General features: G+C 53.1%; 20 protein-coding genes. 8 read left to right on the top strand and 12 right to left on the bottom strand.

The annotated features are described in order from the left end of the window. The first annotated feature begins 29 nt into the window (after positions 1-29). Entirely contained in the window at positions 30-797 is a 768-nt protein-coding gene (locus AC8GE9_RS04520) for a class II aldolase/adducin family protein (protein WP_506675925.1), read from the top strand. 27 nt (positions 798-824) lie between these two features. Here AC8GE9_RS04520 and AC8GE9_RS04515 read toward each other — a convergent pair whose 3' ends face one another. Continuing rightward, a complete protein-coding gene (locus tag AC8GE9_RS04515; protein WP_506675924.1) occupies positions 825-1,880 on the bottom strand; it encodes a TauD/TfdA family dioxygenase in 1,056 nt (351 codons plus the stop codon). A 53-nt stretch (positions 1,881-1,933) separates the two neighbouring features. Between AC8GE9_RS04515 and AC8GE9_RS04510 the strand changes: the two genes are divergently transcribed. Next, on the top strand, positions 1,934-2,692 hold the full coding sequence (locus AC8GE9_RS04510; protein ID WP_506675923.1) for a sulfite exporter TauE/SafE family protein: 759 nt from the start codon (positions 1,934-1,936) through the stop codon (positions 2,690-2,692). Between the two features lie 23 nt (positions 2,693-2,715). Here the strand turns inward: AC8GE9_RS04510 and AC8GE9_RS04505 are convergent, their stop codons facing one another. Next, positions 2,716-3,345, bottom strand: a complete 630-nt coding sequence (locus AC8GE9_RS04505) for a flavin reductase family protein (protein WP_506675922.1) — start codon at positions 3,343-3,345, stop codon at positions 2,716-2,718. Between the two features lie 163 nt (positions 3,346-3,508). On the opposite strand from AC8GE9_RS04505, the gene AC8GE9_RS04500 reads away from it, so the two are divergent. Genes AC8GE9_RS04500 through AC8GE9_RS04490 form a run of 3 tightly spaced genes read left to right on the top strand, consistent with a single transcriptional unit; the run spans position 3,509 to position 4,832 of the window. After that, positions 3,509-3,832, top strand: coding sequence for a hypothetical protein (locus AC8GE9_RS04500; protein WP_506675921.1), 324 nt, complete (start codon positions 3,509-3,511; stop codon positions 3,830-3,832). Then, entirely contained in the window at positions 3,829-4,152 is a 324-nt protein-coding gene (locus tag AC8GE9_RS04495) for an SH3-like domain-containing protein (protein WP_506675920.1), read from the top strand. The genes AC8GE9_RS04500 and AC8GE9_RS04495 overlap by 4 nt, the downstream gene beginning before the upstream one ends. Then, positions 4,149-4,832 (top strand): nitrile hydratase subunit alpha, encoded by a 684-nt coding sequence (locus AC8GE9_RS04490; RefSeq protein WP_506675919.1) that lies wholly within the window; start codon positions 4,149-4,151, stop codon positions 4,830-4,832. Before AC8GE9_RS04495 ends, AC8GE9_RS04490 begins: the two co-directional genes overlap by 4 nt. Positions 4,833-4,917: 85 nt before the next feature. On the opposite strand, the gene phnE (AC8GE9_RS04485) is transcribed toward AC8GE9_RS04490, so the two are convergent. From phnE (AC8GE9_RS04485) to phnD, 4 genes are read right to left on the bottom strand one after another with little or no spacing between them, the layout of a single operon-like run. Further along, positions 4,918-5,706 carry a phosphonate ABC transporter, permease protein PhnE gene (gene phnE / locus AC8GE9_RS04485; RefSeq protein ID WP_506675918.1) on the bottom strand — a complete coding sequence of 263 codons (789 nt, stop codon included), beginning with the start codon at positions 5,704-5,706 and terminating at the stop codon, positions 4,918-4,920. After that, the gene (gene phnE / locus AC8GE9_RS04480; protein ID WP_506675917.1) at positions 5,703-6,575 is read right to left on the bottom strand and encodes a phosphonate ABC transporter, permease protein PhnE; all 873 of its coding nucleotides are present in this window, start codon (positions 6,573-6,575) and stop codon (positions 5,703-5,705) included. The genes phnE (AC8GE9_RS04485) and phnE (AC8GE9_RS04480) overlap by 4 nt, the downstream gene beginning before the upstream one ends. Next, positions 6,572-7,342 (bottom strand): phosphonate ABC transporter ATP-binding protein, encoded by a 771-nt coding sequence (gene phnC / locus AC8GE9_RS04475; protein ID WP_506675916.1) that lies wholly within the window; start codon positions 7,340-7,342, stop codon positions 6,572-6,574. The genes phnE (AC8GE9_RS04480) and phnC overlap by 4 nt, the downstream gene beginning before the upstream one ends. Positions 7,343-7,346: 4 nt before the next feature. Then, positions 7,347-8,306, bottom strand: coding sequence for a phosphate/phosphite/phosphonate ABC transporter substrate-binding protein (phnD, locus tag AC8GE9_RS04470; RefSeq protein WP_506676315.1), 960 nt, complete (start codon positions 8,304-8,306; stop codon positions 7,347-7,349). Between the two features lie 142 nt (positions 8,307-8,448). Here phnD and AC8GE9_RS04465 point away from each other — a divergent pair, with 142 nt between their 5' ends. Both AC8GE9_RS04465 and AC8GE9_RS04460 read left to right on the top strand, forming a co-directional pair. Further along, the gene (locus tag AC8GE9_RS04465) at positions 8,449-10,128 is read left to right on the top strand and encodes an MBL fold metallo-hydrolase (protein WP_506675915.1); all 1,680 of its coding nucleotides are present in this window, start codon (positions 8,449-8,451) and stop codon (positions 10,126-10,128) included. A gap of 59 nt (positions 10,129-10,187) precedes the next feature. Beyond that, positions 10,188-11,768: an ABC transporter substrate-binding protein gene (locus AC8GE9_RS04460; protein ID WP_506675914.1), complete on the top strand. Its 1,581-nt coding sequence runs from the start codon at positions 10,188-10,190 to the stop codon at positions 11,766-11,768. A gap of 15 nt (positions 11,769-11,783) precedes the next feature. Here AC8GE9_RS04460 and AC8GE9_RS04455 read toward each other — a convergent pair whose 3' ends face one another. From AC8GE9_RS04455 to AC8GE9_RS04440, 4 genes are all read right to left on the bottom strand, one after another. Next, positions 11,784-14,873 (bottom strand): efflux RND transporter permease subunit, encoded by a 3,090-nt coding sequence (locus AC8GE9_RS04455; RefSeq protein WP_506675913.1) that lies wholly within the window; start codon positions 14,871-14,873, stop codon positions 11,784-11,786. Then, the gene (locus AC8GE9_RS04450; protein ID WP_506675912.1) at positions 14,870-15,988 is read right to left on the bottom strand and encodes an efflux RND transporter periplasmic adaptor subunit; all 1,119 of its coding nucleotides are present in this window, start codon (positions 15,986-15,988) and stop codon (positions 14,870-14,872) included. The genes AC8GE9_RS04455 and AC8GE9_RS04450 overlap by 4 nt, the downstream gene beginning before the upstream one ends. After that, positions 15,988-17,421 carry an efflux transporter outer membrane subunit gene (locus tag AC8GE9_RS04445; RefSeq protein ID WP_506675911.1) on the bottom strand — a complete coding sequence of 478 codons (1,434 nt, stop codon included), beginning with the start codon at positions 17,419-17,421 and terminating at the stop codon, positions 15,988-15,990. The genes AC8GE9_RS04450 and AC8GE9_RS04445 overlap by 1 nt, the downstream gene beginning before the upstream one ends. Positions 17,422-17,498: 77 nt before the next feature. Then, entirely contained in the window at positions 17,499-18,761 is a 1,263-nt protein-coding gene (locus AC8GE9_RS04440; protein ID WP_506675910.1) for an MFS transporter, read from the bottom strand. A 284-nt stretch (positions 18,762-19,045) separates the two neighbouring features. Here AC8GE9_RS04440 and AC8GE9_RS04435 point away from each other — a divergent pair, with 284 nt between their 5' ends. Then, positions 19,046-19,339, top strand: coding sequence for a DUF1330 domain-containing protein (locus AC8GE9_RS04435; protein WP_506675909.1), 294 nt, complete (start codon positions 19,046-19,048; stop codon positions 19,337-19,339). A gap of 56 nt (positions 19,340-19,395) precedes the next feature. On the opposite strand, the gene AC8GE9_RS04430 is transcribed toward AC8GE9_RS04435, so the two are convergent. Together AC8GE9_RS04430 and AC8GE9_RS04425 are read right to left on the bottom strand one after the other, a co-directional pair. Next, positions 19,396-20,658: an MFS transporter gene (locus tag AC8GE9_RS04430; RefSeq protein WP_506675908.1), complete on the bottom strand. Its 1,263-nt coding sequence runs from the start codon at positions 20,656-20,658 to the stop codon at positions 19,396-19,398. A 31-nt stretch (positions 20,659-20,689) separates the two neighbouring features. Further along, positions 20,690-21,685, bottom strand: coding sequence for a Bug family tripartite tricarboxylate transporter substrate binding protein (locus tag AC8GE9_RS04425; protein WP_506675907.1), 996 nt, complete (start codon positions 21,683-21,685; stop codon positions 20,690-20,692). Positions 21,686-21,746: the final 61 nt, after the last annotated feature.

Here is a 21,746-nt window from a genome sequence, read left to right as displayed (position 1 = left end):
TCATTTCACATATATTTTAAAGGTTAGTCATGTCTGTGCACAATCTCAAAACAAAGCCTCAGGTCGATGCGATTCAGCAAGCCAAAATCCACCTCGCCGCCGCCAACCGACTGGCTGTCTTGGACGATCTGCACGAAGGGATCGACAACCACTTTACGATGACTGTTCCCGGTGCAAAAGATCGTTATTTGATTTTACCGTTTGGACTCCATTGGTCTGAAGCCCGCGCAAGCGACATGCTCGTATTCAACGAAAATGGCGAGACGCTCGAAGGCGAAGGCGTTGTAGAGTTATCGGCACAATGTATTCACGCCCCTGTGCATCGCATCACCGGCGCTAACGTTGTCTTGCATACCCATCAAAATTGGGCCGTCACGCTCAATATGCTTCAAGACAACCGTCTGCTTCCCGCGAGCCAGACCGCAGCATTTTTCCACGGCCTGATCGCTTATGACGACACCTATACCGGAACCGCCGATTTTATATCTGAGGGTGAGCGACTCGCCCATGCAATCGGAGACAAAAAAATCTTGTTCATGAAGAACCATGGCATCCTAGTGGTCGGTGACACTGTGGCTCAGGCCTACAAGCGCCTTTATAAACTCGAGCGCGTCTGTCGTGCGCAAGTGCTGGCCATGAGTACGGGAAAACCTATTCAGATTTTGTCAGAAGAAGTCGTGGCCGCTGTACAAAAACCGCCCGTTGATGATCGTCATACGCGTGCAAGTCGGGACAACCTTTATTTCGAAGCGATGATGCGCGTACTTGATCGTGAGCTTCCAGGCTACGCCGACTAAGCTTTGTATCGACTAAGCTTTGTTTCCTTATGCAGGATTCAAGGGTGCAACCCACAAGGCGGCGGGCACCATCACCCCGCCTCGCTCACCCGGCTTAGTTGAGCCATAACGTTGGGCCCAGACAGGCGGCAGTGAACGTGCCTGAGGTGAAGACAGCCACAACCTGAGCAGATGACGCTTACGCGCGGGCTCCTGCCAATCCTCAAACGCAGTCCGGTCATGCAGCAGCGTGTGATTGTGTACAAACTGCATATCACCCGGCTCAAGACGCATTAAAAAATTCAGTCGTGTGTCATTGGCCAGTGCATCAAAACAATCCAAGGCCTCGACATGCAAAGGCGTCAAACGCATCGCACGCTCAAACCGCTGTGCAGAGTCGATGTACTGACGCTGATAAATCGTTGACATCAGCTGCGCATGCCACGTAAAGACGGGAATCTCGAAATACGGCAATTGCTCCGCTGCCACATCGCCCCGACGATCCGTTGCGATCGGATCGAACAGTGCTGCGGCAAGCGCGGGATGATCGCGTCGCATCGCGTTATAAATCGAATTGGACGAAACGAGAGCCGAGTCTCCACCTGCCTTGGCTTGTTGCAAACACACCAGCCCCACAATGTCACTCGAATCCGTGTGAAAGGTCTGACGCTCGTGCGTCTGATAAATCCTGACATTGGGGTCGTCGGCATTGAGCCCCATGTCCATGACATGACCCAACACATGACCTTTGGCGTTTTGAGGACGCGGATTGCCAAGGTGACAACCCAGACCGAAAAAAGCAGCTGCAGTGATCTCACGCGACCACAACTCGACGGGTAGCGCTCGAACCAAGGCAAAACCGCAGCCATGAATCAAGATGTCGTGCAAATGCGCAAGTCGCGGGCCCAGCGTGGGCAGCACAAAACTCTCTCGTCGAATCGCAGCAATATCAGAATGCATACTCAGCGCCTGACGCGCGGCCTGCTCAAGCTCTCTCAACTCAGCATCGCTTAGATGGTGAATCCAACGTTCAGACTTTGCAACATCGGGACCTAGCCAGGCGCTTGGACCGACAATTTCCGCAGGTAAGGCATCGATACGCATGGGAGTCCTGAAAGAAATGGTGCTATCGTGAGCGAAAATTGATACTGATTATAATGACTGATTCCATCCTCTCACTGACCTTAGTCGCTTTAGTTTTCATCCTTTCCGGACTCGTCAAAGGCGTCATCGGCATGGGGCTGCCAACGATTGCGATTGGCCTGCTTGGTCTGATTATTACACCCGTCGAAGCTGCGGCAATGCTCGTGCTGCCATCGCTCGTCACAAATATTTGGCAACTGATTTCCGGACCTAGTTTTATTGCGCTGCTCAAAAGATTTAAAACGCTCCTGCTCGGAATATGTGTTGGCACACCGATTGGCGTGAGTTTCATCGTCAGCGGTCACATGGCGATTGTCACTGCGGGATTGGGCTTTGTCCTGATGGCCTATGGTCTATACGGCCTGTCCGCAGCGCGAATTCCCGTCGCGCCTAGAGCCGAGTCATGGCTGTCGCCTTTCATAGGATTTTTCACAGGTATCGTGTCGGGCGCGACGGGGATTGCGGCACTCCCACTCGCGCCTTACTTTACGGCGCTCGAACTCAAAAGAGACGACTTGATTCAAGCGCTTGGCTTGTCTTTTACAATCGCCTCGATAGCGCTGGCCGTTGGACTCTACGTGACAGGTGAGTTTGAAGTCGAGATTGCGACGACCTCTTTACTGGCAATGGTGCCCGCCTTTATCGGCATGTTTTTAGGGCAATTTTTAAGGAAAAAAATTCCACAAGAAAAATTTCGCCGCTATTTCTTTTTTAGTTTAGTCTTTCTTGGCGGCGCCACAGCGTTCAGGGCAATTAGCCTGATACCAGGCTAATCTTTGATAGTCGCATCCCACCCTTATTTGGCGGGGGTGTACTCTTTAGGACGGATCATCTCAAACAAGGTGTTGACCTCGACATAGTCGCCCTTGTAGCCGCAACGACCTAGCGGACGTGCTGCTGCAGTGTCGAATATTCCATCCTTAAGAAATTCGTCATTGATATGCACACCCACGACTTCGCCCAGCGTCAACCAAGTATCGATCAATTCGCCTTTGGCATTTTTCAACTGCGTCGTACTGATGAGCTTACACTCCAAAGCCGCGATCGCGCGCGCGATACGGGGGGGCTTGACGAGCGTCGAGGCAGCAGCCTCCAGACCAGCGAGTTTCATTTCATCGACACCTGGCGCCACCGAGGCCGACGTGATGTTCATCTCCAGAGCGAGCTCAGCACCGCAAAAATTAGCGACGAACTCGCCTGTTTCATCAATGTTATTGACGCTATCTTTGCGGGCATGGCTCGTACAGAAACCAATCACCGGCGGTGTTTCAGCAAATGCATTAAAAAAACTATAGGGGGCCAGATTCACCCGACCTTGTTTGTCGATGCTGGAGATCCAACCGATAGGACGAGGCGCCACAATGGCTTTAAAAGGGTTGTGTGGCAGGCCATGGCCTTTGCTGGGTTCGTAAAAATAATCGCTCACGGATGAATCCTTAAAAATTAAAGTCGCCATGCTGAAAAGAAGTACACGCTGTGATCTTTTAGCATAAATATTTTGCTCTTCAAGGGTTAAACGACAAGACAATGCAGGCTAAATGGGTGTAAAAATAGACACTATCCTAAGAAAGATGATGTGAGAGCCCAGAATGACTGAACGAAAGGTAAACGATCTTGGTGGACAGCCAGCAGGACCGGTCTGTTTAGACGAACATCCCAGCACGCTCCACGAAAAGCGCGTGGATGCATTGCAAAAACTCTTGTCTGGCAAACTACAGGTCTTTACCTCGGATGCCATGCGTCGCGCCATTGAGTCCAACACCGAAAAGGACTACAAAAGCATGTTGTATTACGACAAATGGATCCGTGCGGTAGGAGATCTCGTGGTTGAGCAGCAACTACTCACCGCCCGAGAAATCGAAGATCGTATCGAGGCCTTGCGCGAACGTCTCAAACAAAAGGGCACGCTATGAACGCACTCCCCCCTCGTCCCGGACAAGCACTTTCCGCTGGCACGCCCGTTGTCATTCGCAAGCAACCTCCCGAAGCACACTGCCGCACGCCTTTTTATCTGCGCGGTGTCCAAGGTGAAATCGCTGAAGTTCGAGGTCGTTTTCGCGACCCTTCGCTGCTGGCTTTTCACAAACCTGGTCTGCCGATGCGGGTTCTGTATCGCGTGCGCTTTAAACAAAAAGACGTTTGGCCCGACTACACAGGCGGCCCAAATGACACTGTTGTCGCAGATATTTTCGAGCACTGGATCGACCCAATCGCTGGAGTTAAAAAAGCATGACCAACTCACATGGCCACCATCATCACGACCACGACCACGATCACGATCACGATCATGCACATCCGCACTCACCACCTGCGCCAGATGACGACGACGGCTACGACCGTTACGAAGTCTTACTCCAGACCGCGATTCGTGAACTGCTCGACGAAAAAGGCATCATTACCGCCGACGAACTGCATAGACAGATCGACTATCAGGACAGCTTGACACCTGCCATCGGTGGAAAAATCGTTGCAAAAGCCTGGGTCGATCCCGAATTCAAAAAGAAATTGCTGGCCGATCCACTAGAGACCATCAATGCTTCCTTCGAGTTGGACATCACGACACCGCTTGATCTCGTCGTGTTGGAAAACACGCCCACTGTGCATAACGTGGTGGTCTGTACGCTCTGCTCTTGCTATCCACGGATGTTACTGGGCATTCCACCAGCTTGGTATAAATCCATCGACTATCGAGCACGTGTCGTGAGCGAGCCACGTAAAGTGTTGGCCGAGTTTGGCACGCATATCCCGGATGACGTTGAGGTCCGTGTCTCGGACAGCACGGCCGATTTGAGATTTTTAGTGTTGCCCTACCGTCCTGCCGGCACCGAGGGTATGAGCGAAGCCGAACTGGCAGAGCTCGTGACGCGTGATTCGATGATTGGCACCTCATTGCCTCTGACTGCAAAGCCTTAAGCCATGTGCGTCATAGGCTTTTCAAAGTCTGTGACGCATATCCCTTAGCGCGGCGAGCATCACTTCGCTACATGGTCGACATGCGTTAAAGAATTTTCTGACGTATGCGCGTAATGATGATCTCAGCCAGGATCACAATCACGAAGATTGAAATCAAGATGACCGCGACGCGATTCCATTGGAAAAGATTGAGCGCCGTATCAAGCGCCATGCCAATGCCGCCTGCGCCAACCAAGCCGAGCACGGCGGACTCTCTAACATTAATGTCCCAACGCAAAAGTACGATCGACCAAAACGCAGGTTTAATCTGCGGCCAGTAACCATACTGGATCAAGGCGCCGGTACTCGCCCCCACCGAGGTGAGCGCTTCGATCGAACCACGTTGTGCCTCTTCGACGGACTCACCCACAAGCTTACCGACAAAGCCAATCGAACGAAAGGCGATCGCCATTGTGCCGGCCAGTGGGCCTGGTCCAAAAATCGCGATGAACAACAGCGCCCAGACCAAAGAGTTCACTGAGCGACTCGAAACGAGGATGAACCGGGCAAACGTATTAATCAAGCGGTTCGGCGTCAAGTTGTTCGCAGCGAGCAAGCCAATCGGAACCGCGAGCAGCACCGAAATAATCGTACCTAACGTGGCGATATGAATGGTTTCGATCAGTGCATCATGCACCGAACCTGAGTAATGCGCCCAGTCCACCGGCCACATGCGCGAAAACAAGTCAGCCATTTGCTCTGGCGCATCCAACAAAAACTCCGGGATCACCTGGACCTGGCGGATCGACTGGACAACAGCCGCGACAAAAATAAAATAAAAACCAAAACGTACCAGACGTTGGCTCAGCGAATAGCGTTCCCAGACTCTATTCATGGCTTCACCTTGGGAGGAGGCACGTAGGACGGCTTGCCTTTGAACAGCTCAGCGATCGTGAGGTTATCCAGAAACACTCGACGAATCACATTGGCGAGCAACTCTCCAATCATGATGAGCGTAATAATGCTGATCAAAATCGCACAGACGTAATCGTAGTCAAACCGCTGGAACGCCGAAAACAGCGTCCCACCGATACCGCCCGCACCCACGATACCGACCATGGTCGAATTGCGAAGATTGGAGTCAAACTGATAGGTGCAAAAGCCGATGAAGCGAGGAAAGACTTGGGGTAGCACTGAAAAAATAATCACGTTCGCAAAGGAAGCTCCTGTCGCGCGGACCGCTTCGACTTGTTTGAGTGAAATTTCCTCGATCGATTCTGTAAAGAGCTTACCGATAAATCCGATCGAAGCCACCGTCAAAGCGAGGATGCCGGCCAAGGCACCGAAGCCCACTGCTTTCACAAACAAAATCGCCACAATCACAGGATGCAGGGCACGGCAAAACGCCACGATCGTGCGTGCAGGCCAGGAAGCCCAGCCAGGCATTAAATTACGCGCGCCCAGTAGGCCCAGTGGAAGTGCCAGAAAAATACCGAGTGTCGATGCAAGGACGGCGATCTCGAGACTCTCGGACAAGCCCTTAATGAGCAAGTTATAACGCTCAAAATTGGGGGGAAACATCCGGTTCAAAAAAGTCGCTGCATGCCCCAGACCTGCGACAAAACGCGCCAGCGTCACATCTAATTGCGCGCTCGCATAGATGACATACAACACACCCAAGAGCACACCAAACTTCGCCTTGAGTGACATTGAAAAGGGTTTTGATTGCGCACGAGGCGCTGCGGCAGGAGTCGCTGTTGTCATACGATCCAGGACTCGCCGCCGTAAATCCTTTTGAGCATGCCATGATCCAGACCTGCTGCAGGGCCATCGTAAACGACCTCGCCATCAGACATCCCGATCAAGCGAGTCGCGTAGCGCTTCGCGAGCTCCACATCATGCATATTGATCATGACCGGAATTTGCTGGGCCTGTGCTTGCGCTGTCAGCAACTCCATGATCTCGACTGAAGTTTTGGGATCTAGTGAGGATGTTGGCTCATCGGCCAATAAAATAGCCGGAGCTTGCATCAGCGCGCGGGCAATGCCGACACGCTGGCGTTGTCCGCCCGATAAGGCATCGGCGCGTTGACTGGCAAATTCACCCAACCCAACGGTATCCAGATAGCGATACGCCTGTTCTATATCCTCGGCCTTGAAGTGACGAAACCAGGCTTTCCAGGCCGGCAAATACCCCAGCCGACCCGTTAGGAGGTTTTCCATCACCGTCAGTCGTTCGACCAGGTTGTACTCTTGAAAGACCATCCCAATATTGCGGCGGGCATGTCTCAAAGCCGCACCACGGACTCGCGTCAAATCGACGCTGCCTTGGGCTGTATTGAGCATGATCTGACCCGCTGAGGGCTCAACCAATCTATTGATGCAGCGAAGCAACGTGCTTTTGCCCGTACCGGAGGGGCCGATAATCGCTGTCACCTCTTGACCCGAAATCTCCAGATCGATCCCTTTTAAAACAGGGTGGCCTGCCCGGTAAGACTTGACCAACCCTTTGATACTCAATGCTGCCGACATAAAACTACTTTGCCTTTGCTTTTGCTTTCTCGGCCTCACGGTCGTAAGCGGTACGGTTGAACTTCTCTCCACCCGCCTCAGCGACTTGGCGAACGATCGCCCAGTCTTTTTCGTAGGTCACGGGGAAGAAACGGTCAGCGCCATCAAATGCCTTTTGCATCGCGGCTGGATAACGATAGTCATAAAAACACTGCAGCATCTTGTCGCGAAAGACTGGCTCGAGATCATGCGCATACGCGAATGATGAGGTCGGGAACTTAGGACTTGTGTAAATGATGCGGAAGTCTTCTTTTTTAATTTGACCACGCCCAGCCATCCGGTGAAACACGTCAGAGGCTACTGCGGCAGCATCGTAATCGCCCGAGTTCACGCCCATGACGGACTGGTCATGCTTGCCCGAAAACAAGATTTTGTAATCTTTTTCAGGTGCCAAGCCCTCTTTAGGGAACAAGGCCATCGGCGCCATGTGACCCGAATTGGAAGAGGGCGAAGTATGGGCGACTTTCTTGCCCTTTAGATCAGGCATGGTTTTGAAAGGACTGTCTTTTTTGACGATCACAATCAGGTTATAGCCCTGAAAACCGTCTGCAGTTCCTTTAACCGCAAAAGGCACTGCCCCTGCGATATTGACCGCGAAAGCGGTCGGACCAGTCGAAAAACCACCCACATGGAGTCGCCCCGATCGCATGGCTTCGATTTCGGCGGCATTACTCTGGACTTGATAAAACACGACCCGCTTACCTGTGCACTGAGCAAGATGTTTGGTGAAAGGCGTAAAGATCTCTTCGTAAACCGCAGGATCTTCAACGGGCGTGTAGGTAAACACGAGCGTGGAAGGGTTCTTGAGCTTAGATTTATCGGTGGGGGTATCGGCCACCATGTCTTTATTTGCATCGCAATATAAAGCGTCCAGATCACCCCGATTCGGGCAGGCTTGCGCCAGACTCAAGCTCGACATCCCCATCGACACGATGGCAAGACCCGCTGAAACAAGCAGGGAAAATTTCATTTTTTGTCTCCTAAACGCTCCAAGCAGGCGCGCAGTGATAAAGTGTGGGACGAATATAAACCCGAAAGCCTCTCTTTGTAACTGCTCGTTTTCCTTTATGACTACAATTTCAACACCCGTCATCCCCCGTCCCGCCGCCACCGTGATCCTGGCAAGAAACGTCAGCGACGGTATCGAAGTCTTTATGATGGAACGCACCACTGCGGTTGAGTTTGCTAAAGGCATGCATGTTTTTCCAGGCGGTGCCTTGGATCGCACCGACCATCACCCAGACATCGCTTCTTTGTGTGTGGGTCTCGATGACAAGGCAGCCAGTGAAACACTCGGCATCGAACAAGGCGGACTCGCCTACTGGATTGCGGCGATCCGTGAGTGCTTTGAGGAGTCAGGCTTGTTACTTGGCTACCGCGGCAATGACCAACTCCTCGCGCTCGCCACCGACGAGGCCGAAAGACTGGCTGGGCTCAGAATTGAGATGGCTCAGAGCAAGCTCTCGTTCATCGACATTTTGCTAAAAGAACAGGTGAAAGCAGCGACCGATCGCATCGCGTATTACAGCCATTGGATCACGCAAGCAGGCCGCCCCAGGCGCTATGACACGCGATTTTTCGTGGCGCAGGCGCCTGAGGGTCAAACAGCGCTCGAAGACAATCACGAAACCGTCGGTCAACTCTGGGTCCGCCCGGACCAAGCCATCGATCTACATCGCTCGGGGACTCTTAATCTGATGTTTCCGACGATCAAGACGCTTGAAAGTCTCGCACCGTTTAAATACGTAGAAGAACTCTTGGAGTACGCACGTAAGCCTCGTCCAAAGCTGGTGATGGCTCCAGTGACGGGCATGGATCGTTCAGGGGTATCCCACACGCTGATACCAGGTGATTTTGCGTATGCTGAAATCCAAAAACTTGACATTGACAATCAGGGCGCCTGTTTCACTTATATACAGCCCGGTCAGCCAGTCAGCATCGGACAAGACGTTCTGCGCCTAACCGCAGCCAATCCGGGCATGATGACGGGACCTGGCACCAATAGCTACCTCATCGGCAACGCAGAGCACGGTGTAGCCGTCATCGATCCGGGTCCTTTGCTCGAAGAACATATCGATGCTCTGATTGCCGCTGCACCCGGTCCAATACGCTGGATTTTGTGCACCCACACGCATTTGGATCACTCTCCCGCATCCACAGTGCTCAAGCAACGCACAGGTGCTGCTACCTATGGCATGCCCCCACCCCCCTTCCCCAATCAAGATCAAAGCTTTACGCCCGATCACATCGTCACGCACCACGAGCGACTCAACATCGCAGGGACTGTCATTCGCGTGGTTCACACACCCGGACACGCATCTAACCAAGTCTGTTTTTTACTTGAGTCACAAAACCTCATGTTCACAGGTGATCACATCATGCAAGGGTCCACGGTGGTCATCAGCCCACCGGATGGCAGCATGATTGAATACCTGGCTTCACTGCGCTTGCTACTCGATGAAAAAATCGAATACTTCGCACCAGGCCATGGTTTCTTGATGGATAAACCTGCCGAAAATGTCGATCGAATTTTGATTCACCGACAAGAGCGCGAAAACAAAGTCATGGCAGCACTCAGAAAAGCCGGACAACCCGCAACGCTCGAGATACTCGTCAAGCTTGCCTACGATGACACGCCCGAACGCCTGCACACCGTCGCGCAAAAATCCTTGCGAGCGCATTTAGAAAAATTGCGTACTGAAGCACGCGCGCAACTCGAGGGCGAACTCTGGAGGTTGGCCCCTTAGTGAGGTTTTTTTTCAACGATTTGACTTAAACATTGGTGTACAACTTGAGCAGAACCTCTATGGATCGCCGCACTTTTATCACCACAACGACGAGCGCAATAGGCCTGCTCGGGACCCCTTTCAAGCTGTCAGCACAAACACCCAAGGTCACCTTTCGCTGGGTGCCTGCGACAGATCTTTCAGTGCTAGATCCGGTATTTACCACTGCGGGGATTACTGCTTGCCATGCTCTGCAGGTCTATGACACGCTCTTCGGAATCGATGCGCAGTATCAACCACAGCTTCAGATGCTCGCTGGTTTTACGCTTTCAGACAACAAGCTTCAGTGGACCTTGACCTTACGTGAGGACTTGCGCTTTCACGACGGCCAAGCTGTGACGGCTCAAGACGTCGTCGCGAGTCTCAAACGCTTTGGCAAACGCAATCTGCTCGGACAAACGCTCTTTAGTCTCGTCACCGAGATCGTCGCGACACACGACAAGCAGGTCGTCATTGCTTTGAGCCGACCCTTTTCTTTGTTGCCCTATACGTTCGCCTCACCCTCCGCCTCTATCATGCCCACGCGGTTGGCCAATACGCCAGACAATATTGCCATTAAAGAAGTCATGGGAAGCGGACCATTTCGTTTTTTACCTGAACAATGGGTATCAGGGTCAAAGGTGGAATACACCAAAGTAACAGGCTATGTGCCACGCATCGATGGCCTTGCAAGCAATACTGCAGGTCCCAAGATTGCGCATATCGACACCCTTAAATGGCTCATCATTCCAGATCGCGCCACCGCAGTCGCAGCGCTACAAAACAACGAGGTTGATGGTATCGAGCTAGTCGACAATGACTTTATTCCGATGCTGCGCAAAAACCCGCGTATCGCCTTAATCAAGAGTGCCTTGCCGTCTATCTTTATCATGCGTTTTAATCATCTTCATGCGCCTTTTGACAACGTAGCGATGCGTCGCGCCGTTCTGTCTGTGGTGAGTCAAACCAATTACATGATGGCGGCTAACGGCGCGGACTTTCCTGAGTACTGGAATGACAAATGTGGCGTTTTTACGCCAGGCACGCCAATGGCTTCTGAGGCGGGCATGGAAAAACTCAATAGCAAACGCGACATGGCGCGGGCGCGTGGGCTGATCAAAGAGGCGGGCTACAAGGGCGAGACGATTGTCATCCTAGATCCCGTGGATGCCGCCCCCTATCACGCCTGTGCGCTGGTGACAGAAGATTTATTTAAACAACTCGGTCTCAAAACCGAATTGCGTGCCATGAACTGGGGGACCTACCTGCAACGTCGTAACAATCAAGAAGCGCCTCAAGCAGGTGGTTGGAACGTGGGCTTCACCGCCCTCACCGGCACGGGCAATCTCGACCCGGCGTCCAATTTAGGCATTCGGGGAATAGGTACGCAAGGCTGGTTTGGCTGGCCGACCAATCCAAAACTCGAAACCTTGCGCATGGACTGGTTTTTTGCTGACACGCTGGAGGAGCGAAAAAAAATATGTGAGGCAATCCAGTTGGAGGTTCTTGATCATGTGCCCTACATCCCCTTGGGTGCCAATTACAACCTGAGTGCAATCAGAACAAACTGGCGAAATTTTCAACCACAAGGCCCTGTTTTTTACACGGTTCAACCCACGTAAAGATCATAAGTCTGGTTAGGTGGTCTGTTCGACGACCTTGTCTCCAAACAGCTTTTTACGGGTACGTCGTAGCCACTGATCCAAATCATCAATGTAGGTAAAGACCGCTGGGATCACCAACAAACTCAGCAAAGTCGACGTCATCAAGCCGCCAATCACAGCAATCGCCATCGGCGAACGAAAACTTGGATCTGAACCCCAGCCGATCGCGATAGGAATCATGCCTGCGATCATCGCGATGGTCGTCATCACAATGGGGCGTGCGCGCTTATGACAGGCATCAATGAGCGCTTCGTCGCGCAACATCCCTTTGCGCCTGGCCGTGATCGCATATTCGACAAGCAAGATCGAATTTTTCGTGACAACCCCCATCAACATCAAGAGTCCGATCAGCGAAGGCATGGAAAAACTTTTGCCCGTGAGAAGCAAGCCGACAAAGGCGCCTCCGATCGAGAGAGGCAATGCCCCGAGAATCGTGACTGGCTGTAAAAAATCATGAAACAACAAGACGAGAATCATGTAAATACACAATAGACCAATCATCATCGCCAAGCCAAAACTTGCAAACAATGACTGCATTTCCTTGGTATCTCCAAGCTCCGCAAGTCGCACACCAGGCGGCAAATTATTCAGGCTCGGCAAAGCCATTGCCTCGGCAAACACTTCACCAAGGGGCCGTCCACCGAGCTCCACATCTAAAATGACATTCCGGCTACGGTTGAGTCGGTCGATTTGGGCCGGACCACTATCCATTGTGAATGTAGCGACATTGCCCAGCAAGATCGGCCCAAAGCGCCCAGGAACAGTGAGTCTTTCGAGTGCCGCGATGTCGGTGCGCGTCGCGTCCGGGAGCCTGACACGAATCGGAATCTGTCTCTCTGCCAAATTGAGTTTGGCCAAGCCCACGTCGTAATCACCACTGGTAGCGATGCGCAACGTTTCCGCAATACTCTGGGCGGTCACGCCTAGATCCGCCGCACGCGCGAAATCTGGGCGAACGATCAGCTCTGGACGCACCAAACTCGCTGACGATGTGACGCCCCCTACGTCCTTCAGTGTGCGTAAATCTCTTTCGGCTGCTTGGGCAGCCTTACTAAGCGCGACAGGATCCTCGCTCTGCAGCACGATTTGCATTTTGACGCCGACATCTTGCGCGCCGACTGTGATGCGCACACCGGGTTCCTTGGCGAGAACATCACGGATATCAGCTTCGACTTCCTGCTGTGTCTTGCTGCGCTCCGAACGATGGTTCAGCATCACGGTGAGCGTCGCCTTACGAACCTCGCCAGCCGACCCCCTTGCGAAGACATCGCCCGAGACGCCCGCTCCCACAGCGCTAAACACACTGCGCACCTCTGGAATACGGGAGAGCTTGTCTTTGGCCAACTCCGCCGCGCGTAGCGTGTCTTGAAGTGTACTGCCTGGCGCGCGCTCGATATTGACCATGGTCTGGCCACGATCGGCAGGAGGAACAAACCCCTTGGGCAACAAAGGCACCAACGCGAGCGAACCCGCAAAAAAAGCAAAGGCAAAGAAAAGAGTGACTAACCGGTGGCCTAAACACCACGAGACGGTCTTGAGATAATGACGCATCACCCAACTATCGGGTCGGGGCTGCGCATGCTTGCCTCCGAGCGGCTTCATCAAGTACGCAGACATCATTGGCGTCAGCAACCGCGCAACCACGAGCGAGGCCATAATCGCGAGTACGGCAGTCCAACCAAACTGCTTGAAAAACTTACCTGGCACACCATCCATAAACGCAGTCGGTAAAAAGACAGCGATCAATGCGAAGGTCGTCGCGATCACCGCCATGCCGATTTCATCGGCCGCATCCATAGCAGCCTGAAAAGGCGTTTTACCCATTTGCAAATGACGCGCGATATTTTCAACCTCGACGATCGCATCATCGACCAAAATACCGACCACCAACGCCAATGACGTCAGTGTGACCATATTGAGAGTGAAACCGAACAAATACATCCCCAGAAAAGCTGGCAAGATCGACAAGGGCAGCGCTGCCGCCGACACGATCGTCGCTCTCCAATCCCTGAGGAAATACCACACCACCAACACTGCCAGAATCGCCCCTTCGTAGAGAAGATGCATCGATGCATCAAAGTTTTCCTCGGTCATCGCGACGTTATCGATTTGTTCAGAAAAAGAGATATCTGGATGCGCGGCCTGAAGACCCTCGATCACTTGTCGTACATCACGCGCGACCGTCACCTCGTTGGCGCCTTTGCTACGCATGATTTCAAAAGCGACGACCGGCTTTCCATTGACTAAAGCGATTGAACGTCGCTCGGCGGTCGTATCTGAAATTGTCGCGATTTGATCCAGGCGCAAGCGACGACCGTCTAATAAAGACAAGTCGATCTTACCTAAATCCTGAGCCGTTTCTGCCGTAGCGATCGTGCGAACGGCCTGCTCGGCGCCACCGATATCCCCGCGCCCACCAGGGGCCTCCTGCTGAATCATCCTTAAGCGACGCGAAACATCGGCCGCGGTCACACCCAAGGCTGCCATCCGTGCAGGATCAAGCTCGACGCGAATCTCTCGATTGAGTCCGCCCATACGCTTGACACGACCCACGCCATTAACGGTTAAGAGCTGTTTGGTGACGGTATTGTCAATAAACCAAGAGAGTGCCTCCTGGTCCATCCGCGCAGATGTTATGACATACGTCATCAACGGACGTCCCGCTGTCGTCGCACGCAAAATCGTCGGATCTCGTACATCAGCAGGCAAGTCGGCGCGCACGCGTGTCACTGCGTCTCTCACGTCGTTGACCGCCTCCATGACGTTTTTTTCAAGGACGAACTCGACATTGATCACCACCGCGCCTTCAAGAATCTTGGTGTACATATTCTTGATGCCCTGCAAGGTCGCGATCGAATTTTCCAGTTTACGCGCGACCTCTGTTTCAAGCGTCGCAGGCGCGGCACCCGGCAGACTCGCCTCGACTGTCACAATAGGCAATTCGATGTCGGGAAAGTCCTGCACCCCAATAGCTCTGAAAGACAAAATTCCAGCGATCGAGAGCAAAATAAACAGCAATATTGCTGGAATCGGGTGACGGATGGAAAAGGCAGAAAAGTTCATGGCCGATTAACCGAGACTAGATCACCATGGGTCAAAAAACCTGCGCCAGACTCGACAATCGTATCCGCGGCGGAGAGGCCGGAGAGGACTTCGACGCGGACGTCCACTCGGCGTCCTGTTTGAACCCGCACTTGCTCGACGCGCTGGTCCGTACCCAGTTTGAATACATAACTAAACCCATCACGCATCACCACGGACTCTTGTGGCAAGGTCAACCCTTGGCGATCACCTAGGTTGAATGTGCCTGAAGCAAACATGCCGGCGCGGATGGGCGTCTCATCGCTCTGCGCGATTGGCAAATCCACATAGACAATCGCAGTACGTGCTTGGGGATCGACGGTCGGTCCAATCACACGGACTTTACCGATCACGGGTGGCTGCCCCTTGGCCAAGCTCGCAGGAAAAACATCCACAGGCATGCCGACCTTGATTCGACCGAGTTCCTCGGACACTACCTCGGCCCGCCATTCAAGACGGTTTTGTCGCAACATTTTGAAGAGCTCAGCGCCGACCGGCACGACTGCGCCCACACTCGCCATGCGGGCAGAGATCACGCCATCATCCGGCGCGAGGACTTCGGTGTATTTCAGCCGCAGCTCCTGCGACTGCCGATGCGCGCGCGCCGCCTCGACCCGCGCAGCCGCTGTTTGTTGCACCGTCAGATACTGACTAATCTGCTGGGCAGACAATGCGCCAGAGGTCTTTAGACTACGCGCGCGTGACGCATTGGCTTCGGCCTCGGCGAGTGCCGCAACCGCTTCGGACTCTTGGGCTTTTTGCACAGCCAGATCGGCCAACACGTTATCCTGAGCAAAGACCGCTAACACTTGGCCCTTTTTGACGTGGTCTCCCACATTGACGCGCACCTCGGCAATCCGTAGCCCACCCACCTGCGCTCCGACCGACGCGTCTTGCCAAGCGGCGATATTGCCATTCGCGCGAATGGTCGAGGGGAGCGCGATCAAGCTTGGTTTTGTGACGGAAACAGTGAGCGCGGGACGAGCCGTCCCTGACGGTGCTGTGAGAGCGGGCGTCGATAACCATAACAATGCAGCTGCTAAAACCAGCGACAAGCCCAACAAAGAATGACGCATTAAAGCAAAATGTTGTTTCATTATTGGAGCTTGCCTGTCAAAATTTCACTAGGGTTTTCCTGCACAGTGCGCACGACCGCTGCCAGGTCCTTGGCATCCCAGCCACCACCAACGGCCCGATACAAGGCGATATAGGCATTGACACGCTCACGCCGAACATTCGCCAAAATATTATCTGCGTTGACCGACAATCGTCTTGTTTCCTCGAGGTCGAGAATACTCGCCAGCCCGAACTTGTAGCGCGCCTGCGCCGCTTGTAATGATTCGTGGTAGCCCTTAGAGGCATTCAAACCTTCGCGCTCTCGCTGATTCAAACTATCGAGTCGCACCAAGGCCTCTTCGACCTCTCTGACCGCGCGACGTGCCTGCGTCCGATAATTCGTCGCGGCGACTTCATAGGCAATTTTGGCGGTTTCCACATTTGCAGCCCGACGACCGCCATCAAAGATAGGCAAACTTAATGAAGGGCCGATCGACCAGGACGTCGCGCTGATCGACGCCACAGCCGTTTCAAAACTTAACGGACCGATATTGCCAAGCAGCGACAAACGCGGAAAACGCTCGGCTTCTCGCACCCCAATATCCGCGCTCGCTGCGGCCAACTCGCGCTCAGCCGCCGCCAAGTCGGGACGCTGCGATAAAACCTGAGCCGGCACACGCTGCACGACAGGCATAGCCGGTTGTGGGAGAACCCGTGCACCCTTGGCGAGAAGACTGCGGAGTTCGGGCTCAGGCAGCGCGGTGAGCGCGACCAGTGCTTTGATCAATAAGTCACAGTCAGCGCGCTGCGCCACCTCACGACCTTGGCCCTCGGCCGCACTGGCGCGCGCGAGCGCAGCATTGGCGGGCGACTGAAATCCTGTTTGTGCCAACTCCTGCGTCAAACTAGCCGTTTGCTTGCGTGACTGCGCATCTGAACGCGAAAGCTGAGCGAGTTGCTCACAGCTGCGAAAGTTGGTGTAGAGGCTCGCCGTATCCGCCGAAACAGAAATACGCGCCTCATGCCAGTTTGCGACCTGAGCGGCTAAGCGTGCGCGCGCAGCTTCACTGCCTCGCGCCAAACCGCCAAACAAATCAATCTCCCAGCCTGCTTGAAGCTGCGCTTGAGCGGTGGTGGCGATAATGACAGGACCACCAAGCTGATAAGTACCTCTCGATAGCCCACCCGAAGCATTGAGTACCGGTAGCGCAGCACTATCTGCGGTCACCAACAATGCCCGCGACTGAGCGATTCGCAATGCAGCTTGCGCCATGCTGTTGCTTTGCTTTTGGGATTGTTTGATGAGTTCAAATAAAACAGGATCTTTGAATTGCGACCACCATGCAACAAGCGCCACAGGGTCGCCCTCATGCGGTAAAGCTTGCTGCCAGGTCTCTGGTTCAGTGTTCCATTGCGTGGCTTGCTGGCGATCGTAATCAGGTCCGAGGGTGATGCACGCCGATAGCAGCAGCATCAAAGGAGCCGCTAAAATTCTTAAATAAATCATACTAGTAGATTAACAGAGAGCAACCAACTAAAGCTGTCATTGCCTCATGCTTCTTGGGCCTTAATCGGCATTCCAGGAAACGCTGGTGGCTTGGCAAACCAAAATAAAAATGTCCCGGCACCAGCAATTAAAGCCAGCACGGTAAAGCCCAAATCATAGGTACCCGTCGCATCCCCCATGATCCCAGCCAACAAGGGTCCTGACACCTGCCCCACGGCCGTCAACATGGCGGAAAGCCCAAGAATCATACCGATCGATTTTCGACCGAAATAGTCAGCACGGATGGCCTGCATGAAAGGCCCACGAATCCCCCAGGCCAAGCCATGAAAAACCGCAAAAAGAACCAACATGACAGGTCCGACTGCATAGGTCAGCATCAACATGCCCACCATGTGCATGGTCATGCAGATTGCCGCCACACGGTTTTTTTGTAATTTGTCACCCAGCACACCGCCCAGCAACACGCCAACCACCTGAAAACCCGTCATCAACGTAATGTAAAAAGCAGCTTGAGCGATGGTGTATCCCAAAGAAATACGCATGTGATTGATCGCATGCGTATTGACGGCGGTCACAATGATCAAGGCGACACCGTGGCCTGCCGATAGTAACCAAAATGCCTGAGTTCTTAGCGCTTGCTTGGCCGTGAACTCAGGCTCAGCCTTTTCTGGGCTCTCGCTGCCCTTCACATCGATAGCCGTGGTGCGTTGGGCACCCAGTCCATCGACCGTTTCACCAAAATCCTCAGGACGACGTCGAAAAATACAGGCCAAGGGGTACCCCACCAAGATCGCCACGACGCCGCAACCGAACGACGTCTCTCTCCAGCCGATGCTTTCGATACTCCAGGCGATGATGGGAACGAACATCCCTCCGAGCGCCAGACCAAGACCCACCATCGATAACGCCCGCGCGCGTTTTTTTTCAAACCACTGGATTACGCCTACGTTCAAGGGAAAGTAGCCGGCCATCGAGGAACCAATCGCGATCACCACCACGGCGCCGTAAAAACTCAGCAAGGTATCGACTTGGCTCATCAGCATAAAGCCAATGCCAAAGAAAATGACACCGACCTTGATGACCCCCCGCGAGCCGAAACGGTCGAGAAACCATCCCAAAAGCGGACCAATCACGGCAGCTTCCATTGACATCATGGCCGACGCACCGGAAACAGAGGTTTTGCTCCACTGCTTTTCCTGAATCAGCACGGCAACATACGCACCAAAAGCCTGATGCAACATCATCGACTGGATAAACTGCAGCGAGGCCGCAGCAAACACCATCTTCCAACCGTAAAAAATCTTCATTCGAATCAAAAGGTTAAGTCAATCTAACACCCGCATTGTCGGGCGTATTATTGCGCGTATCGTCGTGCGTATATCGTGCGTATTTAGTGCCTGTCTCCGGACTTTTTAATTATTCATCCGTATTAGTATGAACCCTAACATAAACCGCGATCATTTGCAGAGAACAAAAAAGAAATGATGCATGCCTCCTGACCTCAAGCCCTTGAGCTTGATATAGTGTCTGTCCACCTAACTTAGGCTCCTTACATACATTTAGGCTCCTTACACACATCAAAGAGGTCATCGTGGCAAAAGCATATTGGATCAGTGCCTACCGTTCAATCTCCAACCCAGAAGCGTTGGCGGCCTACGCCAAGCTTGCCGGCCCTGCTCTGACCGCAGGGGGTGGCAAATTTTTAGCACGCAATGAGGCGGCCGCCATCAAAGAAGCGGGTGTCAAACAACGCACGGTATTGATTGAGTTTGAAAGCGTAGATGCCGCATTGGCTGCCTACAACAGCCCAGCCTACCAAGAGGCCATTCGCGCCTTGGGGACGGGCTCAGCCGAACGCGACATCCGTATTGTTGAAGGCTTGTAAAAAAAATCTGGGACCGACTTAGGTTCGCTGTTTGTTGAGCGCTCCCCAACAGCACCTTAACCGTGCTGGTTGGCGGGCGCGGATTTGCACCATATCGAACTGCGCCATTTAACCGCAATCCCGATCGTGGCTGCCAATCCTAAACCTGAATATAAAAGCGTCGTCGCAACAAAGCCAACGGTGTTAATTAAGGGTCCGGCGATCAGCAAACCGAACGGCAAACCCCATATCGCCAGAATTCGAAGCCCCATGACACGACCCCGATATTGAGGCTCAATGACGCGCAACATCACTGCCGCCAACGGCACAAGACAAATACTTTGTACGAAGCCGGCGCAAATTAAGATCAGCACTCCGAGCAAGAAATGCGTTGTGGGCCCGAAGAGCATCAATAAACCAAACCAAATCGCCGTGGCAACGAGGAGTGCACGCCCAGTTCCTAATGAAAAACGGTTACTCCCTAACACGATCGAGCCGAGCAGCGCTCCGAAAGCGAAACTGGCGCTGAGTGTGCCAAGTCCCTCCTGCCCCACATCGTAAATCGAGCGTGCGATATAGGGCAATAACCCCAAAGAAAAAGGGAACGCCAGAAAATTGACCAAAAATGCCACACTCATTGTTCCCATCAAAACGGGTTTCGCCCAAACGTACGAAAAGGCATGATGCAAATCAGTCAATGGCGAGGGACGGGAAGTATGAACCACACCTTCATGCTCAGGCTTGCCCGCCACGCTCATTGAGAAATAAAAACTCACTAAATAAAGAAAAGTAATGCTGACATACACGGGCACCATACCAAATTGCGCAAAAATACTTGCCCCGGCCAAAGCGCCTGCGATACGCGCAGAATCGGAGGTCATACGAGAAATACCCAACGCAGAAGTCAACTGATCACTCGGTTGGGTCTGACCGATCAGTGCATAGCGCATCATTAAATCAGAGGGACGAATCAAACCGACAACGGTCGCAACCGCGATCACAGTGAGTGGATTCAACAAGTCAAAAAACGCGAGCATCGCGATGGTCATGGCTGCTATAGCGTAAAGACCTCGCGTCAACATGAACAGAGTGCGATAGCCGACGCGATCGCCAGCGATACCCATAAAAGGCGAAATAAGTGCGCCCGTGTATTGCAAGGCACCATAGACCACGAGCAACAGTACTGAGCCAGACTCGACCAATACATACCAGCCGAGCACAAGGATCTCCATCTCAAAGGCCCATGACGTCGCCAAATCCGCAATCCACTGATAACGAAAACTGCGCACCTTAAAAGGTGCGCGAGAGGACTTCAAGATGCTGCTAAAGGCGCCAGCCATAGAAAAACCTAAATCTTTGTCAGAAGAACTTTTATTCGAGCTTGATATTACGTTCTTTCACGACTTGTTTCCACGTTGCTGACTCCTTGGCCATAAAATCGGCCAATTCCTGACGGGTAGTCGGGTCTGGCGTCAATCCGTGCTTGTTCAACTGCGCGCGCACCTCTGGATCATTCAGCACCTTAACAATTTCTGTATTCCAGCGGTCCAGGATCGGAGCTGGTGTTTTGGCGGGCGCCACAAAGGCATACCAGTTGGTCGCGTTAAAGCCGGGGTAGCCAGACTCAGCCATCGTTGGTACATCAGGCATCAAATCGGTCCGCTTTAAACCTGTTGTGGCCAAAGCCTTGAGTTTTTTAGTCTGGACATGCTGCACACTCGTCGTAGGTGTTGCGTAATAGGCGTCAATCCGGCTACTTAACAAATCAATCATTGCGGCACTTCCGCCTTTGTAGGGCACGTGAATAAGCTCCACACCAGCACGCTGAGCGAAAAGCTCACCGGCCAAATGTGCCGCCGAACCCACGCCGGTAGAAGCGTAGGTCAGTTTTCCGGGTTCTTTTTTGGCGACAGTGACCAACTCAGCCAGCGTATTGACCTTTAACTCAGGGGGTACGACCAAGACATTGGGGAAATTAACACCCATCGTGATGGGCGCAAGATCTTTGAGTGGATCAAAATTTAACTTCATCAAATGGGGTGACACAGCCATCGGGCCGATTGTTCCCAGCAACAGCGTTGTGCCATCGGGCTTTGCGTTGACCACCGCCTGCGTCGCAATCACGCCACCTGCACCGGGTCGGTTTTCAACCACGACAGGCTGCCCAAGATTCGCGGACAAGCTTTTAGCCACAATCCGAGTTGCAGTGTCCGTGCCACCACCCGGGACGAAACCGACGACGATCGTGATGGTCTGACCTTTAGGAAACTCTTGCGCCAAGGATTCCGCTGGAGCAAAAATAGAGGCTAATGCAAAAGACAAGGCACAGGCGCCAGGCAATGCCGAAGCTAAACGCAATTTTTTCAAAGCACTCTCCAGAACTGAAATGGTGGATGTTGGCAATACAGTCAAAAGCATAGCGTATTTG

It is taken from the genome of Zwartia lucis (assembly GCF_965234455.1).
GTDB lineage: Bacteria > Pseudomonadota > Gammaproteobacteria > Burkholderiales > Burkholderiaceae_B > Zwartia > Zwartia lucis.
Note: the sequence above shows the minus strand (reverse complement) of the source record. Positions and strands in the feature narration are given on the sequence as shown.